The sequence below is a fragment of the Thermoleptolyngbya sp. PKUAC-SCTB121 genome (assembly GCF_016919485.1).
In the GTDB taxonomy this organism is placed as follows: Bacteria; Cyanobacteriota; Cyanobacteriia; order Elainellales; family Elainellaceae; genus Thermoleptolyngbya; species Thermoleptolyngbya sichuanensis.
On sequence record NZ_CP070366.1, the window covers coordinates 4,830,898 to 4,851,661 of the forward strand.

The 20,764-nt window shown below is 58.2% G+C and carries 16 protein-coding genes; 6 read left to right on the plus strand and 10 right to left on the minus strand.

Going from position 1 to position 20,764, the window contains the following annotated elements; all coding sequences use genetic code 11:
• Positions 1-35 precede the first annotated feature (35 nt).
• On the minus strand, positions 36-347 hold the full coding sequence (locus tag JTM80_RS19690; RefSeq protein WP_068515815.1) for a hypothetical protein: 312 nt from the start codon (positions 345-347) through the stop codon (positions 36-38).
• Between the two features lie 71 nt (positions 348-418).
• Between JTM80_RS19690 and JTM80_RS19695 the strand changes: the two genes are divergently transcribed.
• Entirely contained in the window at positions 419-577 is a 159-nt protein-coding gene (locus JTM80_RS19695; protein WP_172356758.1) for a hypothetical protein, read from the plus strand.
• 293 nt (positions 578-870) lie between these two features.
• On the opposite strand, the gene galE is transcribed toward JTM80_RS19695, so the two are convergent.
• The gene (galE, locus tag JTM80_RS19700) at positions 871-1,890 is read right to left on the minus strand and encodes a UDP-glucose 4-epimerase GalE (protein WP_205370146.1); all 1,020 of its coding nucleotides are present in this window, start codon (positions 1,888-1,890) and stop codon (positions 871-873) included.
• Positions 1,891-2,064: 174 nt separating this feature from the next.
• Positions 2,065-3,822 (minus strand): GTPase HflX, encoded by a 1,758-nt coding sequence (gene hflX / locus JTM80_RS19705; RefSeq protein ID WP_205371480.1) that lies wholly within the window; start codon positions 3,820-3,822, stop codon positions 2,065-2,067.
• A gap of 1,398 nt (positions 3,823-5,220) precedes the next feature.
• Here hflX and JTM80_RS19710 point away from each other — a divergent pair.
• Complete coding sequence (locus JTM80_RS19710; protein WP_172356754.1) at positions 5,221-10,659, plus strand: caspase family protein; 5,439 nt, start codon at positions 5,221-5,223, stop codon at positions 10,657-10,659.
• Here the strand turns inward: JTM80_RS19710 and JTM80_RS19715 are convergent.
• Positions 10,578-11,021, minus strand: coding sequence for a VOC family protein (locus JTM80_RS19715; protein WP_172356752.1), 444 nt, complete (start codon positions 11,019-11,021; stop codon positions 10,578-10,580). The genes JTM80_RS19710 and JTM80_RS19715 overlap by 82 nt on opposite strands.
• A 12-nt stretch (positions 11,022-11,033) precedes the next feature.
• Positions 11,034-11,546 carry a TIGR02652 family protein gene (locus tag JTM80_RS19720; RefSeq protein ID WP_068515812.1) on the minus strand — a complete coding sequence of 171 codons (513 nt, stop codon included), beginning with the start codon at positions 11,544-11,546 and terminating at the stop codon, positions 11,034-11,036.
• Between the two features lie 169 nt (positions 11,547-11,715).
• Between JTM80_RS19720 and JTM80_RS19725 the strand changes: the two genes are divergently transcribed.
• The 3 genes from JTM80_RS19725 (at position 11,716) to JTM80_RS19735 (ending at position 14,287) form a co-directional block, all read left to right on the plus strand.
• Positions 11,716-12,288: a gamma carbonic anhydrase family protein gene (locus JTM80_RS19725; protein WP_172356750.1), complete on the plus strand. Its 573-nt coding sequence runs from the start codon at positions 11,716-11,718 to the stop codon at positions 12,286-12,288.
• A gap of 209 nt (positions 12,289-12,497) precedes the next feature.
• A complete protein-coding gene (locus JTM80_RS19730) occupies positions 12,498-13,586 on the plus strand; it encodes a redoxin domain-containing protein (RefSeq protein ID WP_172356748.1) in 1,089 nt (362 codons plus the stop codon).
• A 305-nt stretch (positions 13,587-13,891) separates the two neighbouring features.
• Positions 13,892-14,287: a VOC family protein gene (locus JTM80_RS19735; protein WP_172356746.1), complete on the plus strand. Its 396-nt coding sequence runs from the start codon at positions 13,892-13,894 to the stop codon at positions 14,285-14,287.
• A 100-nt stretch (positions 14,288-14,387) separates the two neighbouring features.
• Here the strand turns inward: JTM80_RS19735 and JTM80_RS19740 are convergent, their stop codons facing one another.
• Positions 14,388-15,041 carry a Coq4 family protein gene (locus JTM80_RS19740; RefSeq protein ID WP_172356744.1) on the minus strand — a complete coding sequence of 218 codons (654 nt, stop codon included), beginning with the start codon at positions 15,039-15,041 and terminating at the stop codon, positions 14,388-14,390.
• Between the two features lie 146 nt (positions 15,042-15,187).
• Positions 15,188-15,565 carry a hypothetical protein gene (locus JTM80_RS19745; RefSeq protein ID WP_172356742.1) on the minus strand — a complete coding sequence of 126 codons (378 nt, stop codon included), beginning with the start codon at positions 15,563-15,565 and terminating at the stop codon, positions 15,188-15,190.
• Positions 15,566-15,663: 98 nt separating this feature from the next.
• Between JTM80_RS19745 and hpsN the strand changes: the two genes are divergently transcribed.
• Entirely contained in the window at positions 15,664-16,623 is a 960-nt protein-coding gene (gene hpsN, locus JTM80_RS19750; protein ID WP_172358964.1) for a hormogonium polysaccharide biosynthesis glycosyltransferase HpsN, read from the plus strand.
• On the opposite strand, the gene JTM80_RS19755 is transcribed toward hpsN, so the two are convergent.
• From JTM80_RS19755 to JTM80_RS19765, 3 genes are all read right to left on the minus strand, one after another.
• Positions 16,598-18,586 carry a DICT sensory domain-containing protein gene (locus tag JTM80_RS19755; protein WP_172356740.1) on the minus strand — a complete coding sequence of 663 codons (1,989 nt, stop codon included), beginning with the start codon at positions 18,584-18,586 and terminating at the stop codon, positions 16,598-16,600. The genes hpsN and JTM80_RS19755 overlap by 26 nt on opposite strands.
• A gap of 409 nt (positions 18,587-18,995) precedes the next feature.
• Positions 18,996-19,784, minus strand: a complete 789-nt coding sequence (locus JTM80_RS19760; RefSeq protein WP_172356738.1) for a TIGR00297 family protein — start codon at positions 19,782-19,784, stop codon at positions 18,996-18,998.
• Between the two features lie 207 nt (positions 19,785-19,991).
• Positions 19,992-20,654 (minus strand): class I SAM-dependent methyltransferase, encoded by a 663-nt coding sequence (locus JTM80_RS19765; protein WP_172356736.1) that lies wholly within the window; start codon positions 20,652-20,654, stop codon positions 19,992-19,994.
• Between the last annotated feature and the right edge of the window lie 110 nt (positions 20,655-20,764).

Sequence of the window (20,764 nt, forward strand, 5' to 3'; positions counted from 1 at the left end):
GCAGTTGACCGCAGTTGACCGCAGTCCAGTGGAGACTAGGATTTTGCCTCCAGATCGGCTCCACACAACAGTTCTAACACCTGTTCTGCCGTGATCAGCCGCTTTAGCACGACTTGCCCAATCGATGCACTTGATCCGTCTGCTTGGATCGTAGGCGATGGACAGACTTCTACCATCAGTACCGACTCTTCGACCTGGTGCAGCCAGAGGCGCTCGCCCCGCTCCACGATAGAGAGCTGCATCCGCTGGATATGGGGCGGTCGCCGCCAGGCCCGCTCATCCCACAGCCCGCCAAATTCCCACACGCGCCCCACCGTCCAACCATCCGATAGAAAAAAATACTTCACAGGCTCCCACACCGATTTGTCTATTCAGTCTGTTGGTTCAATCTGTTGGTTCAAGCTGCTGGCTCAAGCTGTTGGCTCAATCTGCTGGTTCAAGCTGCTGGCTCAAGCTGTTGGCTCAATCTGCTGGCTCAAGCTGCTGGCTCAAACTGCTGGCTCAAGCTGCTGGCTCAACGGCTCAAGCTCCTGGCGATCGCCCTCATGTCAACACAGATGTCAATCCAGAAGCATAAAAATCACAGAAGCATAAAAATCACCACTCGAAGGGCGATCGCTCCGAGTGGCATCACTCAAACTGTCATTGGCCCCTTGCTGCTTAGAATACCGGGTTGCCGAGTGGATTTATCGCAATCTGGCTTCAAAGACGTTGGGATCTGCTTCTGGAAACCTGATGAACCCTATTAGGACTTACGCAGTTGGACAATTTCTCGCGGGCACATCCCACCAGAAATTGTCCAAACCCCAAGGAGCTTATCGCAAGTGCGTAAGTCCAGTGCTAAGTCCTGCCTATAATCTGGAACCCTGGCTATGAGGCAACCAGGGTGCTGCCATGCCGCTTTAGGTGCCAGGCCCAGGCGTGGGAAATGATATCGTCAATGCGGCTATACTGCGGCTGCCAGCCTAGAATTTGCCGGGCCCGGTCGGCGCTGCCGATGAGAGCGGGGGGATCTCCAGGGCGGCGATCGCACGCCTTCACCGGAATGTCCCGTCCCGTAATCTGACGCGCCGCCTCGATAACTTCCTTCACCGAGAAGCCGCTGCCATTCCCCAGATTAAAAATGTTGCTGCCGCCGCCGTTGAGCAGGTATTCCAGCCCCAGCACATGGGCCGAAGCCAGATCGGTCACATGGATGTAGTCGCGGATGCAGGTGCCGTCGGGGGTGGGATAGTCCGTGCCGAAGACCTGAATGGCATCGCGCAGCCCCAGCGCCGTTTGCAGCACCAGGGGAATTAGGTGGGTTTCGGGGTTGTGATCTTCGCCGAGCCGTCCGTCTGGATCGGCTCCCGCCGCGTTGAAATAGCGGAAAATCACCGATTGCAGGCCATAGGCTACGCCAAAGTCCTTCAGCACCCGTTCAATCATCAGCTTGGTTGCGCCGTAGGGATTGATGGGGTTCTGGGGATAGTCTTCGGGGATGGGCACGACGCTGGGAATGCCGTAGGTGGCGCAGGTGGAAGAAAACACCAGCTTGTTGATCCCGGCAGCGTGCATTGCTTCTAGCAGCGTCAGCGTGCCGACTACGTTGTTGCGATAATACTTCGCGGGTTCTTTGACTGATTCGCCCACATAGGCATAGGCGGCAAAGTGCATAACTGCGTCGATGGTGCGGCTGGCAAAGATTTGGTCGAGCAGGAGGCGATCGCCAATCTCTCCGACAATTAGTTCCGCTTTCAGAACGTCTTCGACTAGCTCCCGATGCCCATACACCAGATTATCCAGAACCAGAACCTCGTATCCCGCTTGCTGGAGCGATAGCACCGCATGGGAGCCGATATACCCCGCACCCCCCGTCACCAAAATCGTCGGTTGATTGGTTGAACCCATGACCAAACTCCTAAAGCGAAGTGCCATCTGATGCTTACCTATGTCTACTGGGAAAGTAACAGGCAAGTTTAATTTTCTTTATAAAGATTTAGTGAATTTATCGGTTTTTACGGAAAGAATCAAGCCTGGATCGGGAGTCATCCGGGCTTGATTCTTCCAAATCTCAGTCCATCGCTAGGGGAAATCATAAGAGCGGCGAGACTGCTGGGCAGGAGAATCCGATGCGGGAAGCTCGCCCATTTCTGCGTTCATCGACACGGCGTAATGAACCAGTTGCAGCAAGCGCTGTCGGAGGGTGCCCAAACCGAGGCGATCGCCCGCCGAGATAAACAACGCCTGCGGAAACTCCGACTGAGCCAGCGCCAGCGTGTCGCCGTCTACTTGGTCAATCTTGTTAAACACCAGCAGCGCCGGCCCCGGCGTAATCGGCATTTCGCTCAAAATCTTCATCACCGAGCGGATTTGGCTTTGCCAAGCCGGATGCGACAAATCCACCAAGTGCAGCAGTGCGTCTGCTTCAGTCACCTCTTCCAGCGTCGCCCGAAAGGCATCCACCAGCGATGGCGGCAGGTCGTGGATAAAGCCCACGGTGTCTGTCAGCACCAGTTCCACAGGTTCCTGGGTTTCGGCATCCGTCACCACCAGGCGGCGGCTCGTGGGGTCGAGCGTGGCAAAGAGCTGGTCGGCGGTATAGACCTCCGCATTGGTTAGCGCGTTCAGCAGGGTAGATTTGCCCGCGTTGGTATAGCCCACCACCGCCACCGAAGGCACGTCTCGATGCTGTCGGCGCTGTCGCAATCGGGCCCGATGCGCCTGGAGCTGGTTGACTTCCTGTTGCAGTCGGGCAATCCGCCGCTGAATCGCGCGTCGCTCGGTTTCTAGCTTGGTTTCTCCTGGGCCTCGCGTGCCGATGCCGCCCCCCAGTCGAGACATATCGCGCCCTCGCCCAGTTAGCCGGGGCATGGTGTATTCCAACTGCGCCAGTTCCACCTGGAGCTTGCCAGCCCCCGTCTGGGCCCGTTGGGCAAAGATATCGAGGATTACTTCCGTGCGATCTACCACCCGCACGCCGATCTGCGCCTCCAGGTTCCGCACCTGGGCAGGCGACAAATCCCGATCAAACACGATCAGGTTTGCGCCGACGGTCTGGGCGGCTAGGGCAATTTCCTGGACTTTTCCTTCCCCTACGACGGTTTGGGGATGGGGGTGGGCCCGCTTTTGCGAGAGGACTTGCACCACGTCGCCGCCTGCCGTTTCTACCAGCCGCGCCAGTTCCTCCAGCCCTGCCTGAAACTGCTGAGCCGAAAGGTTGTCGGTCATTACGCCTACCAGCAACGCGCGATCGTGATCGACTTCGACCTGCTGCGCCACAAACTCGCGGCGAAATTCTGACTCCAGCCCTTCCGTTAGCTCCAGAAAGTCTTGCTGGCTGACCCGATCGAGGCTGAGAGGCGGCGAAACGGTCCAGTTGGCCTCAGGATGGGGAATCAGGTGGGCCAGATAGGCTTCGCGGATATAGCCCGTTGCGCCGCCGCCGCGTCGCTCGAAGCCTTCGCCCGTCATCACCAGCAGCACCAGTGCATCTAGCCGTTGTAGCGCCATTGCGGTGAGGGCCGCGCTGCTGGGGGGTTCCGGTTTGAATTTGGTGGCCACACAGCGGATGCCGCTGAGACGCTCTGCGCCATATCGCGGGAGCTCTTGTGGCGGAATTTGAGTTTGTCGCAGAGTGCCCACTCCCACGCGAATCACCTGTCCCCGGCGATTAATATAGGCGCAAACGGGCTGACCAATCTCAGTGCTAACGGCCGCGAGGCGTTGGGCAAATTCGGGGGTCGTCAGGCGATCGCCCGGAAGTCGCTGGTGATAGAGCCGCTGCAATTGCTTGATCTGGCTGGGCTTGAGTCCCTGCAAGTTGCCAAAAATCGTTTCGATAGGCACAACGGATCGGCAGTCCGATCCCCTAGCTCGACTCCCTCATTTTACATGGCAGGTCTGGGATGGCTGTGTGGAGGTTAATAAGAGTTGAGATCCGTGCCGATTTGAGTCGAACTTCGGGCAAATGGCGGAGCAAAACGATCCATCGGGCGTGATGTAGGCGCTGTGCAAATCTTTTGTGAAGATTCAAGCTTGACTCATTTCGCCATATTTCACGGATACTACGCAAGTAAATTCAGAGAAAATACGCAGGGCGATCGCCACCGTACTAAATTTCAAAAGGTAAACTCCGGGATAATACATAAGCACATTAAGACTAATCTTACGATCGATAACAATCAATAGAATTGCTTTAAAACCTTCAGCGTCTTGGCGGATTGACGTAAGGTTTTTTGCGCCTTAAAGACCTAATTAATATCGATTAATAAAGGGTTGAAATGCTTTCAAATGAGGGGTTTTGCCCTCTTTTTATTAAAACTTGGTTTTGATTATAGTTGGATTAGTAAAGCCGATTCAGGTTTTTTCAATTCTAATTGATCTTGTTCTTGAGAGTATCGCATCGCTGACAAATGAAACAAAAACAAAACATAAGCGAGGGACATGCGAGGAAAAATTAAGTGGTGAAATCTGAAAACTTTAGGGCATTTTAGCAAACAAGGCTGAAAAATCAGGCTTCGGCAGCAAATGCTTTTCGAGAATCAGTAGTTTCCCGTAGTTGCCAAAGACCATTTTCAAGAAGCCGAGTTGTGAAATTGTCTCTAATGATTTCTCTAGTGATTTGAATTCAGCGTCATGGATTAGTTCGAGTTTGACCAAGTTTGACCCAGTTCGACCAAGTTCGATAACAATGACTAGCTCTACAGGCTCTACTGGCTCTATCGAGCATCTGCATTGACAGACTTTATCAGATTGACCTTTTGGCAGTGCTTTTATAGCTCGTGAGGGTCGTGAGCGATCACGAAACCCTTGCCTCTCATGGCAAACGCGCCTCGCGATGCAAGGAAACTCTATAAGGTTTTGCGATCGCAATTAGGCTACGCAAGTTTATAACCGCCTTCCAGATAACTTTAGAAACTGAGAATATTCAGATGCGGACATCGTGAAGAACGCTTGCCGTCATTTTGTCACGACTTTTTCAGGCGCTTTTTCAATTTTCCAGTCTTAGTTTTTCTGGCTGATTTAAGTGATTTGTTTAAGTAGTTTGTTTAAGTAATTTTCAGTGGGCTTAGCCTGCGATCGCCAACTCGATTAATACATCCAGAATTCTTTCTTCACCTGTCTTAGTCTATTCTTCTCGTCTAAGTTCTTATGTCTATCCATAGCGGTATTAGTCGTCAAATCCACCGTCGAAGTTACTACAGCTAGCCTTGTTTGTTGTGTGTGAGGAGTTGGGTCATGTCTCGGGATGCACTCGTTGTTGGAGTTAATGCTTATCAGTTCTTACAGCCGCTCAAAGCCCCCGCTAGAGATGCAGAAGCGATCGCCCAAATGTTGCAAACCTACGGCGAATTTCGGGTGCAGCGACTGCCCGAAGTTGTGCAGGTAGGGCAGCCCAAAATCGGTCAAGCGACACCCGTTTTTTTGCGAGATCTAGAAACTGCGCTGGTCAATTTATTCAAGCCCAAAGGCAGCAATATTCCCCAGACTGCGCTGTTTTACTTCTCTGGACATGGCATTCAAAAAGAAGCGGGGATTCACGAAGGCTACCTCGCAGTCAGCGATGCCAACCCCGATGCGGGATTTTACGGACTGTCGCTCTACTGGCTGCGGCGGCTGTTGCAAGAAAGCCCAGTGCGGCAGCGAATTGTGATTCTGGACTGCTGCCACAGCGGCGAGTTGCTCAACATGCTGGAGGCAGACCCCGGCGCACGGACGGGAACCGATCGCCTGTTTATTGCGGCCTCGCGGGAATATGAAGCCGCCTACGAATCGCTCAATAGCGACTACAGCGTTTTGACCCAAGCGCTGCTGGAAGGGCTAGACCCGCGCCACGCCAGCACGGGCACTGTGACGGCGCACTACCTGACGGCCTGGGTGAGCGATCGCCTCAAGCACGAACTCCAGCAGCCCTTGTTTGAAAACTCCGGCAGCGAAATCATCCTGACGCGCTGCGGCATGGCTACTTCCCCCCTTCTCCCCAAAACCCCGGAAAAGCCGGAGATTTGCCCCTTTCGCGGGCTGGAGTGCTTTGAGGAAGAACACGCCGACTTCTTCTTTGGGCGCGAAGAACTGACCCATCAACTGGTCGAACGACTCCGCACGAGTCCCTTTGTCACGGTGCTGGGTGCGTCGGGCAGCGGCAAGTCGTCGCTGGCGCGGGCCGGGCTGATGCACGAATTGCGCCGGGGGCAGCGGCTCGCAGGCAGCGATCGCTGGCGACTCAAGCTGATTACGCCGGGCGAAAACCCCCTGCGGAGCCTGGCCAGCGCTTTTGTCGATCCAAACGCACCAGAGATCGAGCGGGCGGAGCAAATCCAGCGGGCAGAGACCTTTTTGCAAAGCGGCGGCACGGGGTTGGCGCGATTGGTTCGGGCTAGCCTGCCCAACAGTCCCACTTCCAGCCCAGTCTCCACGCTTCCCTCTGGGGCCGTCCGTCCGCGCCTAGTGCTGATTATCGACCAGTTCGAGGAGGTGTTCACGCTCTGCTGTGGCTCTCAGGCGGAGACCCTACGGCAGCAGTTTTTCCAGTGCTTGACCAGTGCTCTGGCCCAGTCGGAAGACTGCCTTAGCATAGTTGTCGTGCTGCGGGCAGATTTTTTTGGCAAGTGCCTGCAATATGCGGGGCTAGCGGCTCAGATCAAGCGGCAGATTCTCAAAGTGCTGCCCATGAGCTATGAGCAGATTAAAAATACGATTGTGCGCCCTGCCAAACGGGCCGGGCTGATTTGCGAACCCAATCTTGTCTACACGATGCTGCTGGACGTGATTGGGGCACCGGGAGAATTGCCGCTGCTGCAATATACGCTGCGGGAACTGTGGGAACAGCGCGAGCGATCGCCCCAGGGCGCACCCTCCAAGCTGACCCTCAATGCCTACACAGAACTGGGCGGCGTGCGGGGCACGCTGCAAAAGCGGGCGACGGACATTTACAACAGCCTGGAGCCGGATGAGCAGGCGGCGGCGCGGCGCATTTTCCTGACGCTGACTCGACTGGGTGAAGGCACGGAAGACACGCGCCGCCGCGCCGCCAAGGATGAGTTAGTTAGCCCTGCGTTTCCCAGACCGCTGATCGAGCGCACGCTGGAAAAGCTGGTTGCCAGCAAACTCGTTGTCACCAGTCGGGGCAGCGAGGGCGATCGGACGGAAGGGAAGATGCGGAGTCGCCCATCGGCAGAATTGCTGGATGTGGTGCATGAGGCGCTGATTCGCAACTGGAGCCTGCTGCGGGGCTGGCTGGATGAGAGCCGCGAGATGCTGCGTCGCCAGCGGCGGATCGAACAGGCGGCGCTGGAGTGGGCAAAGCTGGGCAAACCCACCCGGCACGAGTATTTGCTGGGGAGCGATCGCCTCCAGGATGCCATCAGCTTCCAGAAGACCTATCCCCAGGAGCTTTCGACCCTGGCCCGAGAATTTCTCAGCGTCAGCGATGCCGAAAACCGTCGAGTTCGTCGCAAGGCTGTGTGGGTAAAGGTGTCTGTGCCGTCTGCCCTGGCGCTGGCGGTGGCGCTGTCGTTGGGGCAATATCGCACTACCGTAAAAACGCAGGCCGAGAAAGATTACCAGACGATGGTGGCCACCTCGCGGGCGCGAGCGGCGATCGCCCAGTCGATGTTGCAAGAGCCAGACCGAGACGCGATGGCGGCCCTCGTGGTCAGCCGACTGGCAGCGGCCCAGGGCGCAACCTACGAAGCCGAATCGAGCCTGCGGGCTGCGCTCCAGGACTTGCGGCTGCAAATCTGGCTACCGGGGCATCGCGGCGCAATTCGCCAGTTGGTCCATAGCCCCGATCGTCGCTATCTCGCCACAGTCAGTGCCGACGGCAGCATTCGCCTGTGGGCCAGCCCCGATCAGGTCATCTATGCCGACACGACCGCGAAGCCGCTGCGGGTGTTCACCAGGCCCGGCGACGCTAAGGCAGAGATTACGGAAATTGCCTTTAGCCCAGACGGCAAGAAGCTGGCTGCGATTTTGCTCCACAATGCCGACACAACCGCCAAATCTGCGACTCAGCTTTACCTCTGGGACGTGGACACTGGAACTCTGGCGCAAACCCTGCCGATGACCCAGCCTGCGACCCAGCTTCGCTTCAGTCCTGATGGCAACTGGCTGGCAACTGTGGGCGATTCGCAAACCGATCCCGTCGGGAGTCGTACCCTTTCCCTCTGGCATGTTGAAAGCGGTCAGCAGGTGGCTCAACTCACCCAAGAGTGGCCGATCCAGACGCTCCAGTTTAGCCCCCAGGAACTATCCCTGCTCATCGCAGGACAGTCGGGTATGGTGCAAATCTGGAAGATTACGCCCGCTCAGCCGGAGTCCTCAGAAGCAGAAGCGACTGCTGAAGCAAACGACCCAGCGCAACCCACGCCCCCGGCCCCGGCAGCCCTGACGCTCACGGGCAACCTCGATCTCCGACAGCACATTGCGCTGCCCTACACGGGCGGTATCCTGCACGCCACCTATAGCCCCAGCGGCCGGTGGATTGCAACGGCGGGAGCCGATGGCATCGCTCGTCTGTGGGATGCCCAAACGGGTACGCTGGAGATGACACTCACGGGGTTTGCCCAGACTGCTCAGCAGCCGCCCGCCCTTAGCCAGCTTCAGTTCAGCCCCGATGAAACCCTGCTGGCGGCGGTGTCGCCTGGGCAACCTATCCGGGTGTGGGACTTGCGGACTGGACAGGTGCAGCAAGATCTCTCGGTGGGGCGGGGGAAGACTCCGCAGCCCATCGTGCGGGCGATCGCCTTTAGCCCGCGAGGAAATCTGTTGGCCGCCGTCAGCGGGGCCACCACGCAGCTTTGGAACCCGCACACAGGGCAGCTTGTGGCGCTACTGCAAAACCCCAGTGGCCCTGTAACCCGCCTGCAATTCAGCCCTGGGGGAACCCACCTGGCAACCGGAGATGACGCGGGTGATGTTTACCTGTGGTCGGCTGAGGCGGGCGGGGAACTGCCCAGCATTGCTATTCCAGAGGGTGGTGTGTCCTGGCTGGCGTTTCTGCCCGATGGCGGGGTACAGTCGGCAATTCCCGCAGGGATCGCTTCGCGAATCGCGCCAGCGTTGCAAAGTAAAACCGCCTCTTCTGGCGACGAACGGGGCAGCGAGCGACAGATCGGGCTTCCGGCAAATGGGGCGCTGCTGTCGATTCGGCGCGATGCGGCTCCCCAGAGCTTGCGCCAACGCCCCAAGTTCACCCTGGCCGCAAAGCAGGCGGAGGACGCTGCGGAGGCGCTGCTGGCGGAACCCGAAGACCGTTTGCTCGACTCGACGGCTCCGCTGCCCGGAACCCTCAGTCTGGCACTGGTCACCGCTGAGGGCATCTTGCAAAACTGGGCGTTTTACGCCGATCGCTCGACAGATCCCTACGTTGAAACCGTGGTCCAGGAGATGCCCGACGCAATCCACCTGCATCGGCTTAATCCGAGAATGCTCTGGCAGCAGATCAAAACCTGGATGCCGCCCGATCGCCCTGCTGCGGACTCAGACTCCAGCGCTGACGCAACTGCATCTCAGCCTGCGCCTTCTGGAACCGTTGCCGAAGAGGCGCAAGAGCAGCCGAGCATCACTCAGCAGATTCTCTCCCGGTTTCAGCAAACCTCAGCGCGGGCTGCACGGGTGGCGGATGCAGAGGGCACATCGGGGCTGACCAGTTTTGCGCTGAGTGCAGATGGCGAACTGATGGCGATCGCCACTCGCGAAGGGCAGCTCGAGATTCGTCGGGTTCAGTCGGCCGACAAACAACCGCTACCCGGCTCAGCCACCACTACACGGCTGCACCAGCTTTTGTTGAGTTCCTCATCCCCGTCCGGTAATCCATCGGGTAATCCATTAGGTAATCCATCGGGCAATCCCGTTACGATTCAACAGTTGGCGTTTAGTCCTGATAATCGGCTGCTGCTGGGGTTGGGCAGCGACGACCGTGTGCGCCTGTGGCGGGTCGAGTCGGGCGAGTTGGTGGCAGCGCTAGAGGGGCATCAGGGGGCAATTCCCGTAGGGATCGCGTCGCGAATCGCCACGGCCCGCTTTAGCCCAGACAGCACGCGAATTGTTACTGCTGGCGCAGACCACACTGCGATTGTGTGGGATGCCCAGACTGGCCGGCGACAGGGCATCCTCAGCCACACGGCCCCGCTCACCAGCGCCAGCTTTAGCCCCGATGGGTTGAGCCTTGTCACCACCACTCGCGATGGCACGGTGCGAATTTCCGATGCCACCACGGGCGATCCGCGCATGGTGCTGAGTGGCCACCAGGGCCCAGTGCTGGATGCCCAGTTCAGCCCCGACGGGCGATCGCTCGTCACCGCGGGCAGTGATGGCACGGCTCGCCTGTGGAACCCCCACACAGGGACAGAGCAGGCCCAACTCCGGCCTGCCACCGAGTCGCCTGTTACCATTCAGCGGGTGTTCTTTACGCCCGACGGCAGCTACGTCGCCACGCTGGCCAGCAACGGCCGCCTGTATCTGTGGGCGGCAACCTGGGACACCCTGCTAAAGCTGGCCCGCGATCGCACATTGCGCCAGCTCAGCCCGGACGAGTGTCGCCGCTATCTGCGCCTTGCATCCAGCGAGTGCCCCCAGGTGGACTTGGGCAGCGACTATGCGCCTCCCCGTTCCCCCAGCACCCGGATAAACTCCAGCGGCAACCCGTCGGAATCTGCCACAAACGCGACTTCGTAGATGCGATCGCCGATCATCTGCTGCGTCGGCTCCAGCAGCACCTTCAGCGCATCGCCCTCGCCTGCGGCGGCCGCCTGGGCAAAATCTTGCTGCAAATGTTCCAGCCAGTCCGGCAAACTCTCGACTGCTTCCGTCAGGTCAAACGATAGGTGATAGTAACCCGTGTAATGCTCATCCCCAAAGGCATCTGCTGCGGCCCTGGGCTGGGGCACCTGCAATAGCTCGATGCGTCCGCCTAGTCCCTCCATCCAGCAGCCCAGCGTGATGCCCGCCGTGAACCGCTCGCACACCGTGAAGCCCAGCCGCTCATAAAAGGCGATCGCCCGAAAGATATCGGCAGTGCGAATTGAAGCGTGATGCATGGCTCGCGCAAGCTACTCAAACAGCCGAAAGTAGGGATACCGCACAGGCGCACCCGGCTCTTTCTCCAGGTCAAAGTTAATCACATCCCAACATGGCTCCTCCTTCGGGTCGGGGCTGAACTCTACGGGCAGCCCGTAGAGGCGGGGGCGAGTGCTAGCGTCTGCCTGGCCGCGCCAGGGGGCACTGCGGTCAAGGTAGGTGCTGATCAAATCCTGGTAGCGACGGGCAATGATTACGCGGGTAGCGCGATAGCCCTGGGTATAGAGGCGATCGAGCGCTTCATGGATTTCAAATCGGATGCCATCGGGATGCGTGTGCTGGCGATACCATTCGTTATCCCACTGCCGCCAGTGTCTGCCAGACTGGAGGTGGATCAGTTCGCCCGTTTTGGGATTCGCTTCAAAAGCTCCGTGGCGCTGGCATAGATAGGTGTCGGTCAGGGTCAATGCCGGAATTGTCTGACGACAGTGGGGACACTGAATCTCCGGGCCGAAGATTGGGTACTGTAGGGCTGGGTTCATCATGAAATCGCGACCCGCGTAGTCTCCATCTAGCATCAGCAAGGCTCTATTATAACTTTGGGTTTTTCTTAGGCTTTTCTCAGTTAGAAGCTAGAAACAATTCTACGGGTATTCGCTGGAAGCAAGGGCGCGAATCCTGGCAATCTTAAGAAATTTGACTGGAGTTTACAGCTTGTCTACGGGTTTCACGGAAAATTCACAGCAAAATCGCACCAGCGGTTGGTCTGTCCCAGATCTCTCCAGGGCGGCGTTTGTTGCGCCGGGGGCAGCGGTCATCGGTGAGGTGTTGCTGGCGGAGGGCGCAAGCATCTGGTATGGCGCGGTGGTGCGCGGCGATGTGGAACGGATTGAGATCGGGCACTGCACGAATATTCAAGACGGTGCAATTTTGCACGGCGATCCGGGGCAGCCAACGGTGCTGGAAGACTACGTGACGGTGGGGCATCGCGCCGTCATCCACAGCGCGCATATCGAGCGGGGCTGTTTGATCGGCATCGGGGCGATCGTGCTGGATGGGGTGCGCGTGGGGGCGGGCAGCATCGTAGGTGCAGGCGCGGTGGTGACGAAGGACGTGCCAGGGCGATCGCTCGTCGTGGGCATTCCCGCAAAGGTGGTGCGTTCCCTCAGCGATGAAGAGGTGGCCGACCTGATCGACCATGCTAAAAAATACGAAAAGCTAGCCCAGGTTCACGCAGGCACAGGGACAGATTTGGGGTTTAAGCGTTTGCCGCCTGCGTCATCTTGATTTTGGATTGGGGATTTTGGATTAGGGATTTTGGATGATTGGACGACCCATCCCCAAGCCAAAACCTAAAATTGACATAACTAGGACTTACGAAGTTGGACGATTTCTCGCAGGCGCAGCCCGCGAGAAATCGTGCGAAACCCAGCAAGTTTATCGCAAGTGCGTAAGTCCTAATAAGGTTCTTTGCATGGAAAAATAAACACTTTGCCATGGCTAGGTCACTGCTTACGGTGGGCGAACCCGCTCCCTGGTTCACCGCCCCTTCCACCAGCAACCCCCGCTATCATTTCGACTCGGTAGCTGGCCGCTATGTGGTGCTGTGCTTTTTCGCCTCCACCAGCGTCCCCGTCAGTCAGCAAGTGCTGACGCTGCTGTTCCAACATCGGGCGCTGTTCGACGATACCCACTGCTGCTTTTTTGGAGTCAGCATTGACCCGGAAGATCAGGCGCAAGCCAGAGTGCAGGAAGCCATTCCCGGCATTCGCTTTTTTTGGGACTTTGACCAGTTAGTGAGCCGCCAATACGGCGTTTTAGACGAAGCTACCCAGAGCTACACGCCCTGCACGTATATCCTGGATGAGCGGCTGCGGGTGCTGGGGGTGCTGCCCTTTGGCGACCAGCCCGAACAGCACGTCGCCCTGCTGGTGAAGATCCTCGAACAACTGCCGCCGCTCCACCCTGCCGAACCCGCCGCCGTGCAAGCGCCCGTGCTGGTGGTGCCGCGGGTGTTCGAGTCAGATTTGTGCGAAGCCTTGATTGATTACTACAACCAGCACGGTGGCGAGGAATCGGGCTTTATGCGGGAGGTGGGCGGGCGCACCGTTGCCGCACGCGACCACAGCTTCAAGCGGCGAAAAGACCAGGAAATTTTGGACGAACCCCTGCGGAATGCGGCGATGTATCGGATTCACGATCGCCTCGTCCCCGAAATCGCCAAAGCCTTCCAGTTTCGCGCCACGCGCATCGAGCGCCACATCGTCGCCTGCTACGACGGCCACTCCGGCGGCTTTTTCAGGCCTCATCGCGACAACACCACCAAAGGTACGGCCCACCGCCGTTTTGCGGTGTCGCTCAACCTCAACACGGGCGAATATGAAGGGGGTAAACTGCGCTTTCCCGAATTTGGCAGACGAACCTACGAGGCCCCCGCGGGCGGCGCAGTGGTCTTCTCTTGCTCGCTGCTGCATGAGGCCACGCCCGTGACGCAGGGACTCCGCTACGCCTATCTGCCCTTCCTCTACGACGATGCCGCCGCCCAAATCCGCGAGGAGAATCGGCAGTTTTTGGCCGTCGAGTAATCCGTAGTGAGGAGTTCGTGATAGTCCGTAAAACCGTGAGTCCAAATCCTGATGCCCTTTGTGGGATTAGCTGACCTTTGAGTCTACATCCGGGAGTCTACATCCAGGAGTCTCCATCCGGGAGTCCCTATCAGGGGAAGACCTACTCGTACTCATTACGAGTATGATTAAGGAGTGGGGGCTGTTTGGCTTTGGCGATCGCCCCTTTCCAGAGGGCCAGATCAGGTTCATCGCCCATCGCCACAACGCGCCTCACACGACACTCCTTACACACCACACTCCTTACACAATGGCTGGAGGCAGTCATGAACTTCAAACGGATGGAACACGTCAATCTATCTTGTCAAGATTTGGAGGCGAGCCAGCGGTTTTATCAAACGCTGTTTCCCGACTGGTATGTGCGGGCGGAGGGCAGCTATGGGGGCGATCGCTGGGTTCACCTGGGCAATGAGCAGTTCTATATGTCGCTGAACAATGCCCACGAACCTGCGGCGGCTCATCGCCCCTATGCCAGCGCGGGGTTCAACCACGTCGGCTTTGTGATCGAAGATGCCGAAACGATGCGATCGCACCTAGAAAAGCACGGCATTGAGTATTACACCTACACCTCGCCCGAAACGCGGCTGCGGCTCTACGTTAGCGACCCTGACGGCAACGAGGTGGAACTGGTGGAGTATCAGCCTGACTATGCGCTGCGATAGTCACGGCTGCGATACTCACGGTTGCGATACTCACGGCTGCGATAGTCACGGCTGCGATAGTCACGGCTGCGATACTCACGGTTTCGGGTTGGCCTAGCGCCTATGCGATGCCCAGTTCTTGCCGCCATTCAGCCAGCGGACGCTCCCAATGTTCCTCCCACTTTTGCGCCAGAAATGGCTTGGCGGTCATGCCCATGCGGTAGCCCTTCGACAGGTCGTTGAGGATGCCGTCGAGAGACTCTGGCGCATCGGTGAGGGTCTTCAACAGCCCGCCGCAAATCAGCACGATTGACATGGGACGACGGGTCTGCGCCAGTTCAAAGGCCTTTAGCCCTAGTTCGCCAAAGACGCTGGTTTCAAAGCCCGTCACCAGATGCCAGATGTCGTGCGTTTGCCGCAGGCGCAGCAGCATGTAGGTGATGTCGTCGGTGACTTCGACCTTGCGATAAAAGTTGGGGTCGAACCCGGCGGCGGTGAGCGTCGAAGCGTAGATGTAGCCGAGGGAATCGGGCGGCAGCTTTAGCAGGGCATCCAGATCGGGCGGCGGCGCGATGTAGCGTTCTGCAAACAGGCGGGCGATCGCCTCGTCACGCTTGACGTATTCCACCGCCAGCGCCATTGCTTTGGTCGATCGCAGACCGTCTTCAATGTCATACACCGAGTCTGTATTTTCAGCATTCCGCAGCAGGGAAATGGTGCCTTTGCCGACGCTCAGCAAATCAATGTTGAGCTGACGAAGTTTTTGAAACAACACAGCAGCCTCCTGGAGGACTTGGGTGAGGAGAGGGGTTCACAGGGAGAGGAACAGAGAGGACTACAGCAAGCCACAGCCGGATTCCAGAATGTCGGCACTTTCGGCGGATTTCTATTCTCTCCCATCTCTCAAACACACATCTACAACTAGGAACCACCAGGCTTGCGGATGGTAAAAGAAATTGGGCGGGGCGGGGGCGCAGGCGGGGCGGGGTGGAGGTTGGGAAGCTGGGTGGGGGGGCGCTGTGGCGCTGGGCTTGGGTGCGGTGCGGAGGCGGGGTTGGCGGGTTGAGCGGTTTCTGGAGGAGTGGCTTTTGGCGCGGGCTTTGGCGCGAGGCGGGGCGATTCCCGTAGGGATCGCTTCACGAATCGCCCTCTACCGTTGAGGGGAAACCGATTGGAGGCGATCGCCAGTCCCAGCCCGGCCGCCACCATCAGCGGCAGCGGTAAGCTCAGACCCTCGACCCAGGGATATAGCTCTGCCATTACAAAAAACAGCACCACGCCTGCAACCCACACCTGCATTCTGCCAAGCCCTTGAATTTCCAATGCTCACAATACCCGAAGGATAGCTGAAGATTGGCAAAATGCGACAGGATGGAGGCTGATGCGCCTTGCTCCAAATGCTTCCCTTCGTGTCCTTAATTATTCCCACCTACCAGCGCGAGGCGGTGCTGCGGGCCACGCTGCGGGATGCCCTGTGGCAAGATTACCCGACCTACGACGTGGTCGTGGTGGATCAGACGGCGGTGCATGAACCCGAAACCGAGGCAATGCTGGCAGAACTCAGCGCAGCAGGCAAGCTGACCTGGCTGCGGGTGGACTGGGCCAGCCTGCCGCAGGCGCGAAATGTCGGCATTCGGCAGGCAACGGGCGAGATTGTGGTGTTTGTGGACGACGACGTGCAGATGCCGCCGGATTTTTTGGCAAGACACGCGCGGCATTATCAAAACTTAGAGATTGGAGCGATCGCCGGCCGGGTGCTGGATCGGCTGAAGCTGGCGGATGACCCCGATCGCCGCATCGAGCAACTGCCGCCGGAGGCAAACGATCCGGCGATCGCCTGGTATCACCTCGACCTGGTGCATACAGTGCAGCCGCAGCGGGTGCTGTCGGCACGGGGCTGCAATATGTCCTTTCGGCGATCGCTCTTTACCCAGCATCATCTCTGGTTTGACGAGCGGTTTCGGGGCAGCGCGGTGCGGGAAGAGTCGGACGTGTGCTTGCGGCTGCGGGCGACGGGGCTGGTGATCTGGTACGACCCGGAGGCGTGGCTGGTGCATCTGGGGGAGGAAACGGGCGGCTGTCATGACCTCTCGACGCGATCGCCCCGCTATCAGATCAGCTTCTATCACAATCATTTCTGGCTGGGGTTCAAGAACCTGACCCCTGCTCAATGCCTCCGGTTTTTTGCCAAATTATTTGACTGTCATGTGCTGGGAAATCCGCCCTGCAACAAGGGCGGCCACCCGCTGAAGGTGATGACTCGTCTGTTTTTTTACCTGTTGGGGCTGCTGGCAGCAATGGGAACTGCGCTTTTGGCAAAGATGTCAGAACTCAGGAGCGGCCGTTCTTTGCTCTAGCCCCAGACGTGCCCGCCGTCTCCTGCGCCAGCGGCAGCGTAAAGTGAAACTGGCTGCCCTTGTCGCGCCCATCCGACTCGGCCCAGATCTGCCCGCCCAGGGCCAGGATGATCTGTCGGCAAATCGCCAGGCCCAGCCCCGTGCCGCCCGCCGTCCGCCGCAGGGCTCCTTCTTCCTGATAGAAGCGATCAAAGACGACCTCTAGGCGATTTGGCTCGATGCCGCGTCCCGTGTCGGCAATGGTGACTTCCAGCATCTTGCCGCCGTTTGGGTGCGCCTCGATCAGCACTTCTCCGGTGGATTCGGTAAATTTGCAGGCGTTGTCTAGCAGTTTGGCCAGCACCTCGACCAGCCATTCCCCGTCGGCCTTGACCAGCGGCAGTTCCCCCGGCACGTTGGTCTGGATTTTGGGCAATGGCGCGTCGGACTGGCGGGTTCGTAGGCTGCTGAGGGCTAGGTCTACGCACTCTTGCAGCGCCAGCGGTTCCAGATGCCACTCGACGCGGCCGCTCTCCAGCCGCGATAGGGTGAGGAAGTCCTGCACCAGTTTTCGCATTCGTTCTGCATCGGACAGGGCCGTGCTGAGCATGACTTGGCGCAGTTCTGTGGGCATGTCAGGTTCGCTGGCAAGGCTTTCCAGGCAAACCTGAATGGTGGACAGCGGCGTGCGGAGTTCGTGGCCCGTGATGGCGATCAGGTTGCTGCGGGTGCGCTCTAGCGCTTCAAGCTGCTCGTTCAGGTCTTCCAGGTTGGCGTAGGATTCGGATTGGAGGATGGCAACGCCCAACTGGGAGGCGACGGATTCTACGAGCGATCGCGCTTCGTCTGTCCAGGTATGTGGCTCTTTCTGGCAGTGGTGTAGCTCCACCATGCCCAGCAGTCGTCCCTGGTTAATCACAGGCACCATCAGCCAAGAGCGGATGGATGCACGCTTCAAAATTGGCTTGATCGGCGACAGGTCGAGCGGCGGGTCAGTGCTGGTGTTTGCGATTCCCGCAGGGAGCGCCTCGCGAATCGCCACCGAGGTCTGCTGCTGGGCCACGGCTTGAAACAGGGGATTGTCTCGCAGCGGCCAGTCCTGATCCACCAGGGAAGCAATGCGCTTGTCGCGGAGATATTCATAGGTGATTTTGGCGCTGGTGTCGGTGTCTTTGCAGCGATAGATGATGCAGCGACAGACCTGCATCGCTTTGCCCAACTCCTCCACTGCCACACGGAAGATGTCGTCGGTGTTGAGGGACTGGCGCATTGCTGTGGTGATGGAGTTCACCAGGCGTTCTTTGCGCTCCTGTGTAGCGATGGAGCGATAGGCCTTGAGCAGCTTGTATTGCCCTGCCTGCAAATGAGTGACTAGGCGCTGGGCAAAGGGGTCGGGGTCTACTTCCAGCTTGGTGGGCTGCGGCAGCAGAATTTCGGCCTTGGCGGCGGCGATTTTTTCCGCCAGTTCTGGGCGATAGCTCAGGATGCGATCGAGCAAAATTTCGGCGGCATGGTAGCTCACCTGGCGGTCAAACGTCCACACGCCTTCAAAGCGGCGGGTTTGATCCATCGTCGTTTCTGCGGTGTCGGCAGCGCTGGGCAGGCTGGTACGCTCGCGGCAGACCAGACAGGCGGAATACTGCTGCCCAATCACCACCAGATGCCATTCCTGGCTTAATTGGTCAGAGGGGTCAAAGGCGACGGTTTCATATTCTTCTGAACGGTTCATGAAGTCCGTTTCGGGCGCAGCCAGGACGTAGACCTGGGGTGTGAGCGCGGCGATGCGGAGGTAGCGGTGAGATTCCTGTCGATAGAACCGTTCGCGCTGGAAGCTGGCAATGATGAGCGGCTGGCCGGAGGATGCCAGAACCTGATCCTCCATCGCGTGAGAGAGGGCGGTGAGCGACGATTTGAAGTAAAGCTGGGGGCGCAAGTGGGGCGATCGCTTCAATAGCGCATCCAGCACGGACTCAGAAATGCTCATGCAGGGCTTGCTTAATCCAATCCGGACAATCCAGCAGCGGTAATCACCAAAGCAGGGTGAGGTGATCCTATTCTCGGATAAACTTGCGGTCTTAGATCTAGAGAATAGCTAGATTAAAGCAGGATTGGGGGATGGAATGCGGTCGTCTGGCTAGCAGAGGGAAGGGGAAGAGGGAAGAGAGAAGAACGAAGAGGGAAGAACGAAGAAAGACAAACTCTAGCGGGGCAAGGGTGATAGACCGGGAAGAGAGAAGAACGAAGAGAGAAGAACGAAGAGGGTTGGATGGGCGGAGACTGGGCTGACTGTAGTCAGTGGTAGGAATGACAGGCTTGGAGATGGTGGGCCGAAAGTGGGCTGACACAATATTTACGCAATTTACGCATATTTGCGCTTCAGGTATGTTTGCGCTTTAGGCAAGCTGGTGGGCCAGGAAGTAGTAGGCTCCAGCGATCGCAATGGCGGCGATCGCCCCCAAAAATGTGTTCACAATATTCACCATCTCGTTGGTGAGCCAGCGGTATTTGGATTGCAGCGTTGCGCCGATCAGGCTTTCCAGATTCGTGGCGATAAATGCGGCGGCAATGCACATGGGAATTTCAATCGGGGCGATCAGCCGCACGGCCCAGCCCAGCGTGGCAATCAGCGCTGCCCCCAACAGCCCTGCCAGCGTTCCCTCCAGGCTCACTGCGCCCTCAGTTCCCGCTGGAACGGGTTGGAAGTTGGTAATCAAAAACGTGCGGCGGCCGTAGGCTTTGCCAATTTCCGTAGCGGTGGTGTCGGCTAGCTTGGTGGCAATGCTGGCCACATAGCCCAGCGCTAGCAGCACGATGATCACCTTCGTTGTCGCCGTGCCCGCACTCCCCAGGGCGTAAATGCTCAGCGCACAGAGCGTCGCCGTCAGCGCCGACCCCCAGACGTTTTCGGGGCCCCGTGCCCCAGAGCGCTTCTCGGCAATGCCGGCCTCTTCTTTGCGCTGCTTGCCGATGCGAGTGACCGCCGATCCCACCAGGAAGTACACCACCATGACGACATAGCCGCGCCAGCCCAGCGTGCCAAACAGAATCACCCCCAGGGCCCAGGCGTGGAAAATGCCCGCCGGAGTCAGCAGTTTCTTGGGCAAAACCCAGGCGATCGCCGCCAGCAGGCTATTCAGCCCCAACCCCACCAGCCAGGGCATCCATTCGCTAGAGATAGGCATCGCACCTCCTCCCAGACGCGGTTTTGCAAGAGGACTCTGATCTTAGGGTAAGTGATGATTTCGGCAGAGGCATGGGAAAAACGAAAAATGAAGAACGAAAAACAAAAAAGAGCCTCCTTCCCTCTTCGTTTTTCCCTCTTCGTTTTTCCCTCTTCGTTCTTCGTTCTTCCCTCTTTGTTTTTCCCTCTTCGTTCTTCCCCCTTCCCTCTACCGCTTCACCGCCAGCGTCAGCCCGTCCGATACGGGAATCATGCTGAGGGAGACGCGGTTGTCCTGGTGAATTTTTTGGTTGAACTCGCGAATGGCGAGGGTGTTGGGGGATTGGTTATCGGGGTTGATGACCTCGCCGCCCCAGAGGACGTTATCGACGGCGATCAGCCCGCCGGGGCGCAGGAGTTGGAGCGATCGCTCGTAATAGTTCCAGTAGTTGCCCTTGTCTGCGTCGATAAAGGCAAAGTCAAACGTGCCCGCCTGTCCCTCTGCCAGCAGGCGATCTAGCGTTTCCAGCGCAGGTGCAAGATGCAGCGCGATCTTGTGCGCCACGCCGGCCTGCTGCCAATAGCGACGGGCGATCGCCGTGTAGTCTTCGCTCACGTCGCAGGCGATGACTTGCCCCGCTTCCGGCAGCGCCAGCGCCACCGCCAGGGAACTGTAGCCCGTAAACACGCCAATTTCCAGCGTTTTCGTCGCGCCAATCAGTTGCACCAGCAGCGCCAAAAATTGCCCCTGATCGGGCGTGGTCTGCATGATGCGCTCTGGATGGCGGGACGTTTCCTCTCGGAGCGATCGCAGCACCTCCGGCTCTCTCAGCGACACCGACAGCAGGTAATCGTGCAGCGGTTCCGACAGTCCCAAGCTTTTGCCTGTCATGGTTTTCAACGGTAGAAGGGCAATTGGATCATAAGATGTTCTGAGAAGGGAAAGGGGAGAGGGAAGAACGAAAAGAGAAGAACGAAGAGAGAAGAACGAAGAGGGAAGAG

Coding starts and splice junctions, on each gene's coding strand:
- galE (WP_205370146.1), bottom strand. CDS start 1,890: ATGGGTTCAACCAATCAACCGACGATTTTGGTGACGGGGGGTGCGGGG.
- JTM80_RS19710 (WP_172356754.1), top strand. CDS start 5,221: ATGTCTCGGGATGCACTCGTTGTTGGAGTTAATGCTTATCAGTTCTTA.
- JTM80_RS19715 (WP_172356752.1), bottom strand. CDS start 11,021: ATGCATCACGCTTCAATTCGCACTGCCGATATCTTTCGGGCGATCGCC.
- JTM80_RS19720 (WP_068515812.1), bottom strand. CDS start 11,546: ATGATGAACCCAGCCCTACAGTACCCAATCTTCGGCCCGGAGATTCAG.
- JTM80_RS19730 (WP_172356748.1), top strand. CDS start 12,498: ATGGCTAGGTCACTGCTTACGGTGGGCGAACCCGCTCCCTGGTTCACC.
- JTM80_RS19735 (WP_172356746.1), top strand. CDS start 13,892: ATGAACTTCAAACGGATGGAACACGTCAATCTATCTTGTCAAGATTTG.
- JTM80_RS19745 (WP_172356742.1), bottom strand. CDS start 15,565: ATGCAGGTGTGGGTTGCAGGCGTGGTGCTGTTTTTTGTAATGGCAGAG.
- hpsN (WP_172358964.1), top strand. CDS start 15,664: ATGCTTCCCTTCGTGTCCTTAATTATTCCCACCTACCAGCGCGAGGCG.
- JTM80_RS19755 (WP_172356740.1), bottom strand. CDS start 18,586: ATGAGCATTTCTGAGTCCGTGCTGGATGCGCTATTGAAGCGATCGCCC.
- JTM80_RS19760 (WP_172356738.1), bottom strand. CDS start 19,784: ATGCCTATCTCTAGCGAATGGATGCCCTGGCTGGTGGGGTTGGGGCTG.
- JTM80_RS19765 (WP_172356736.1), bottom strand. CDS start 20,654: ATGACAGGCAAAAGCTTGGGACTGTCGGAACCGCTGCACGATTACCTG.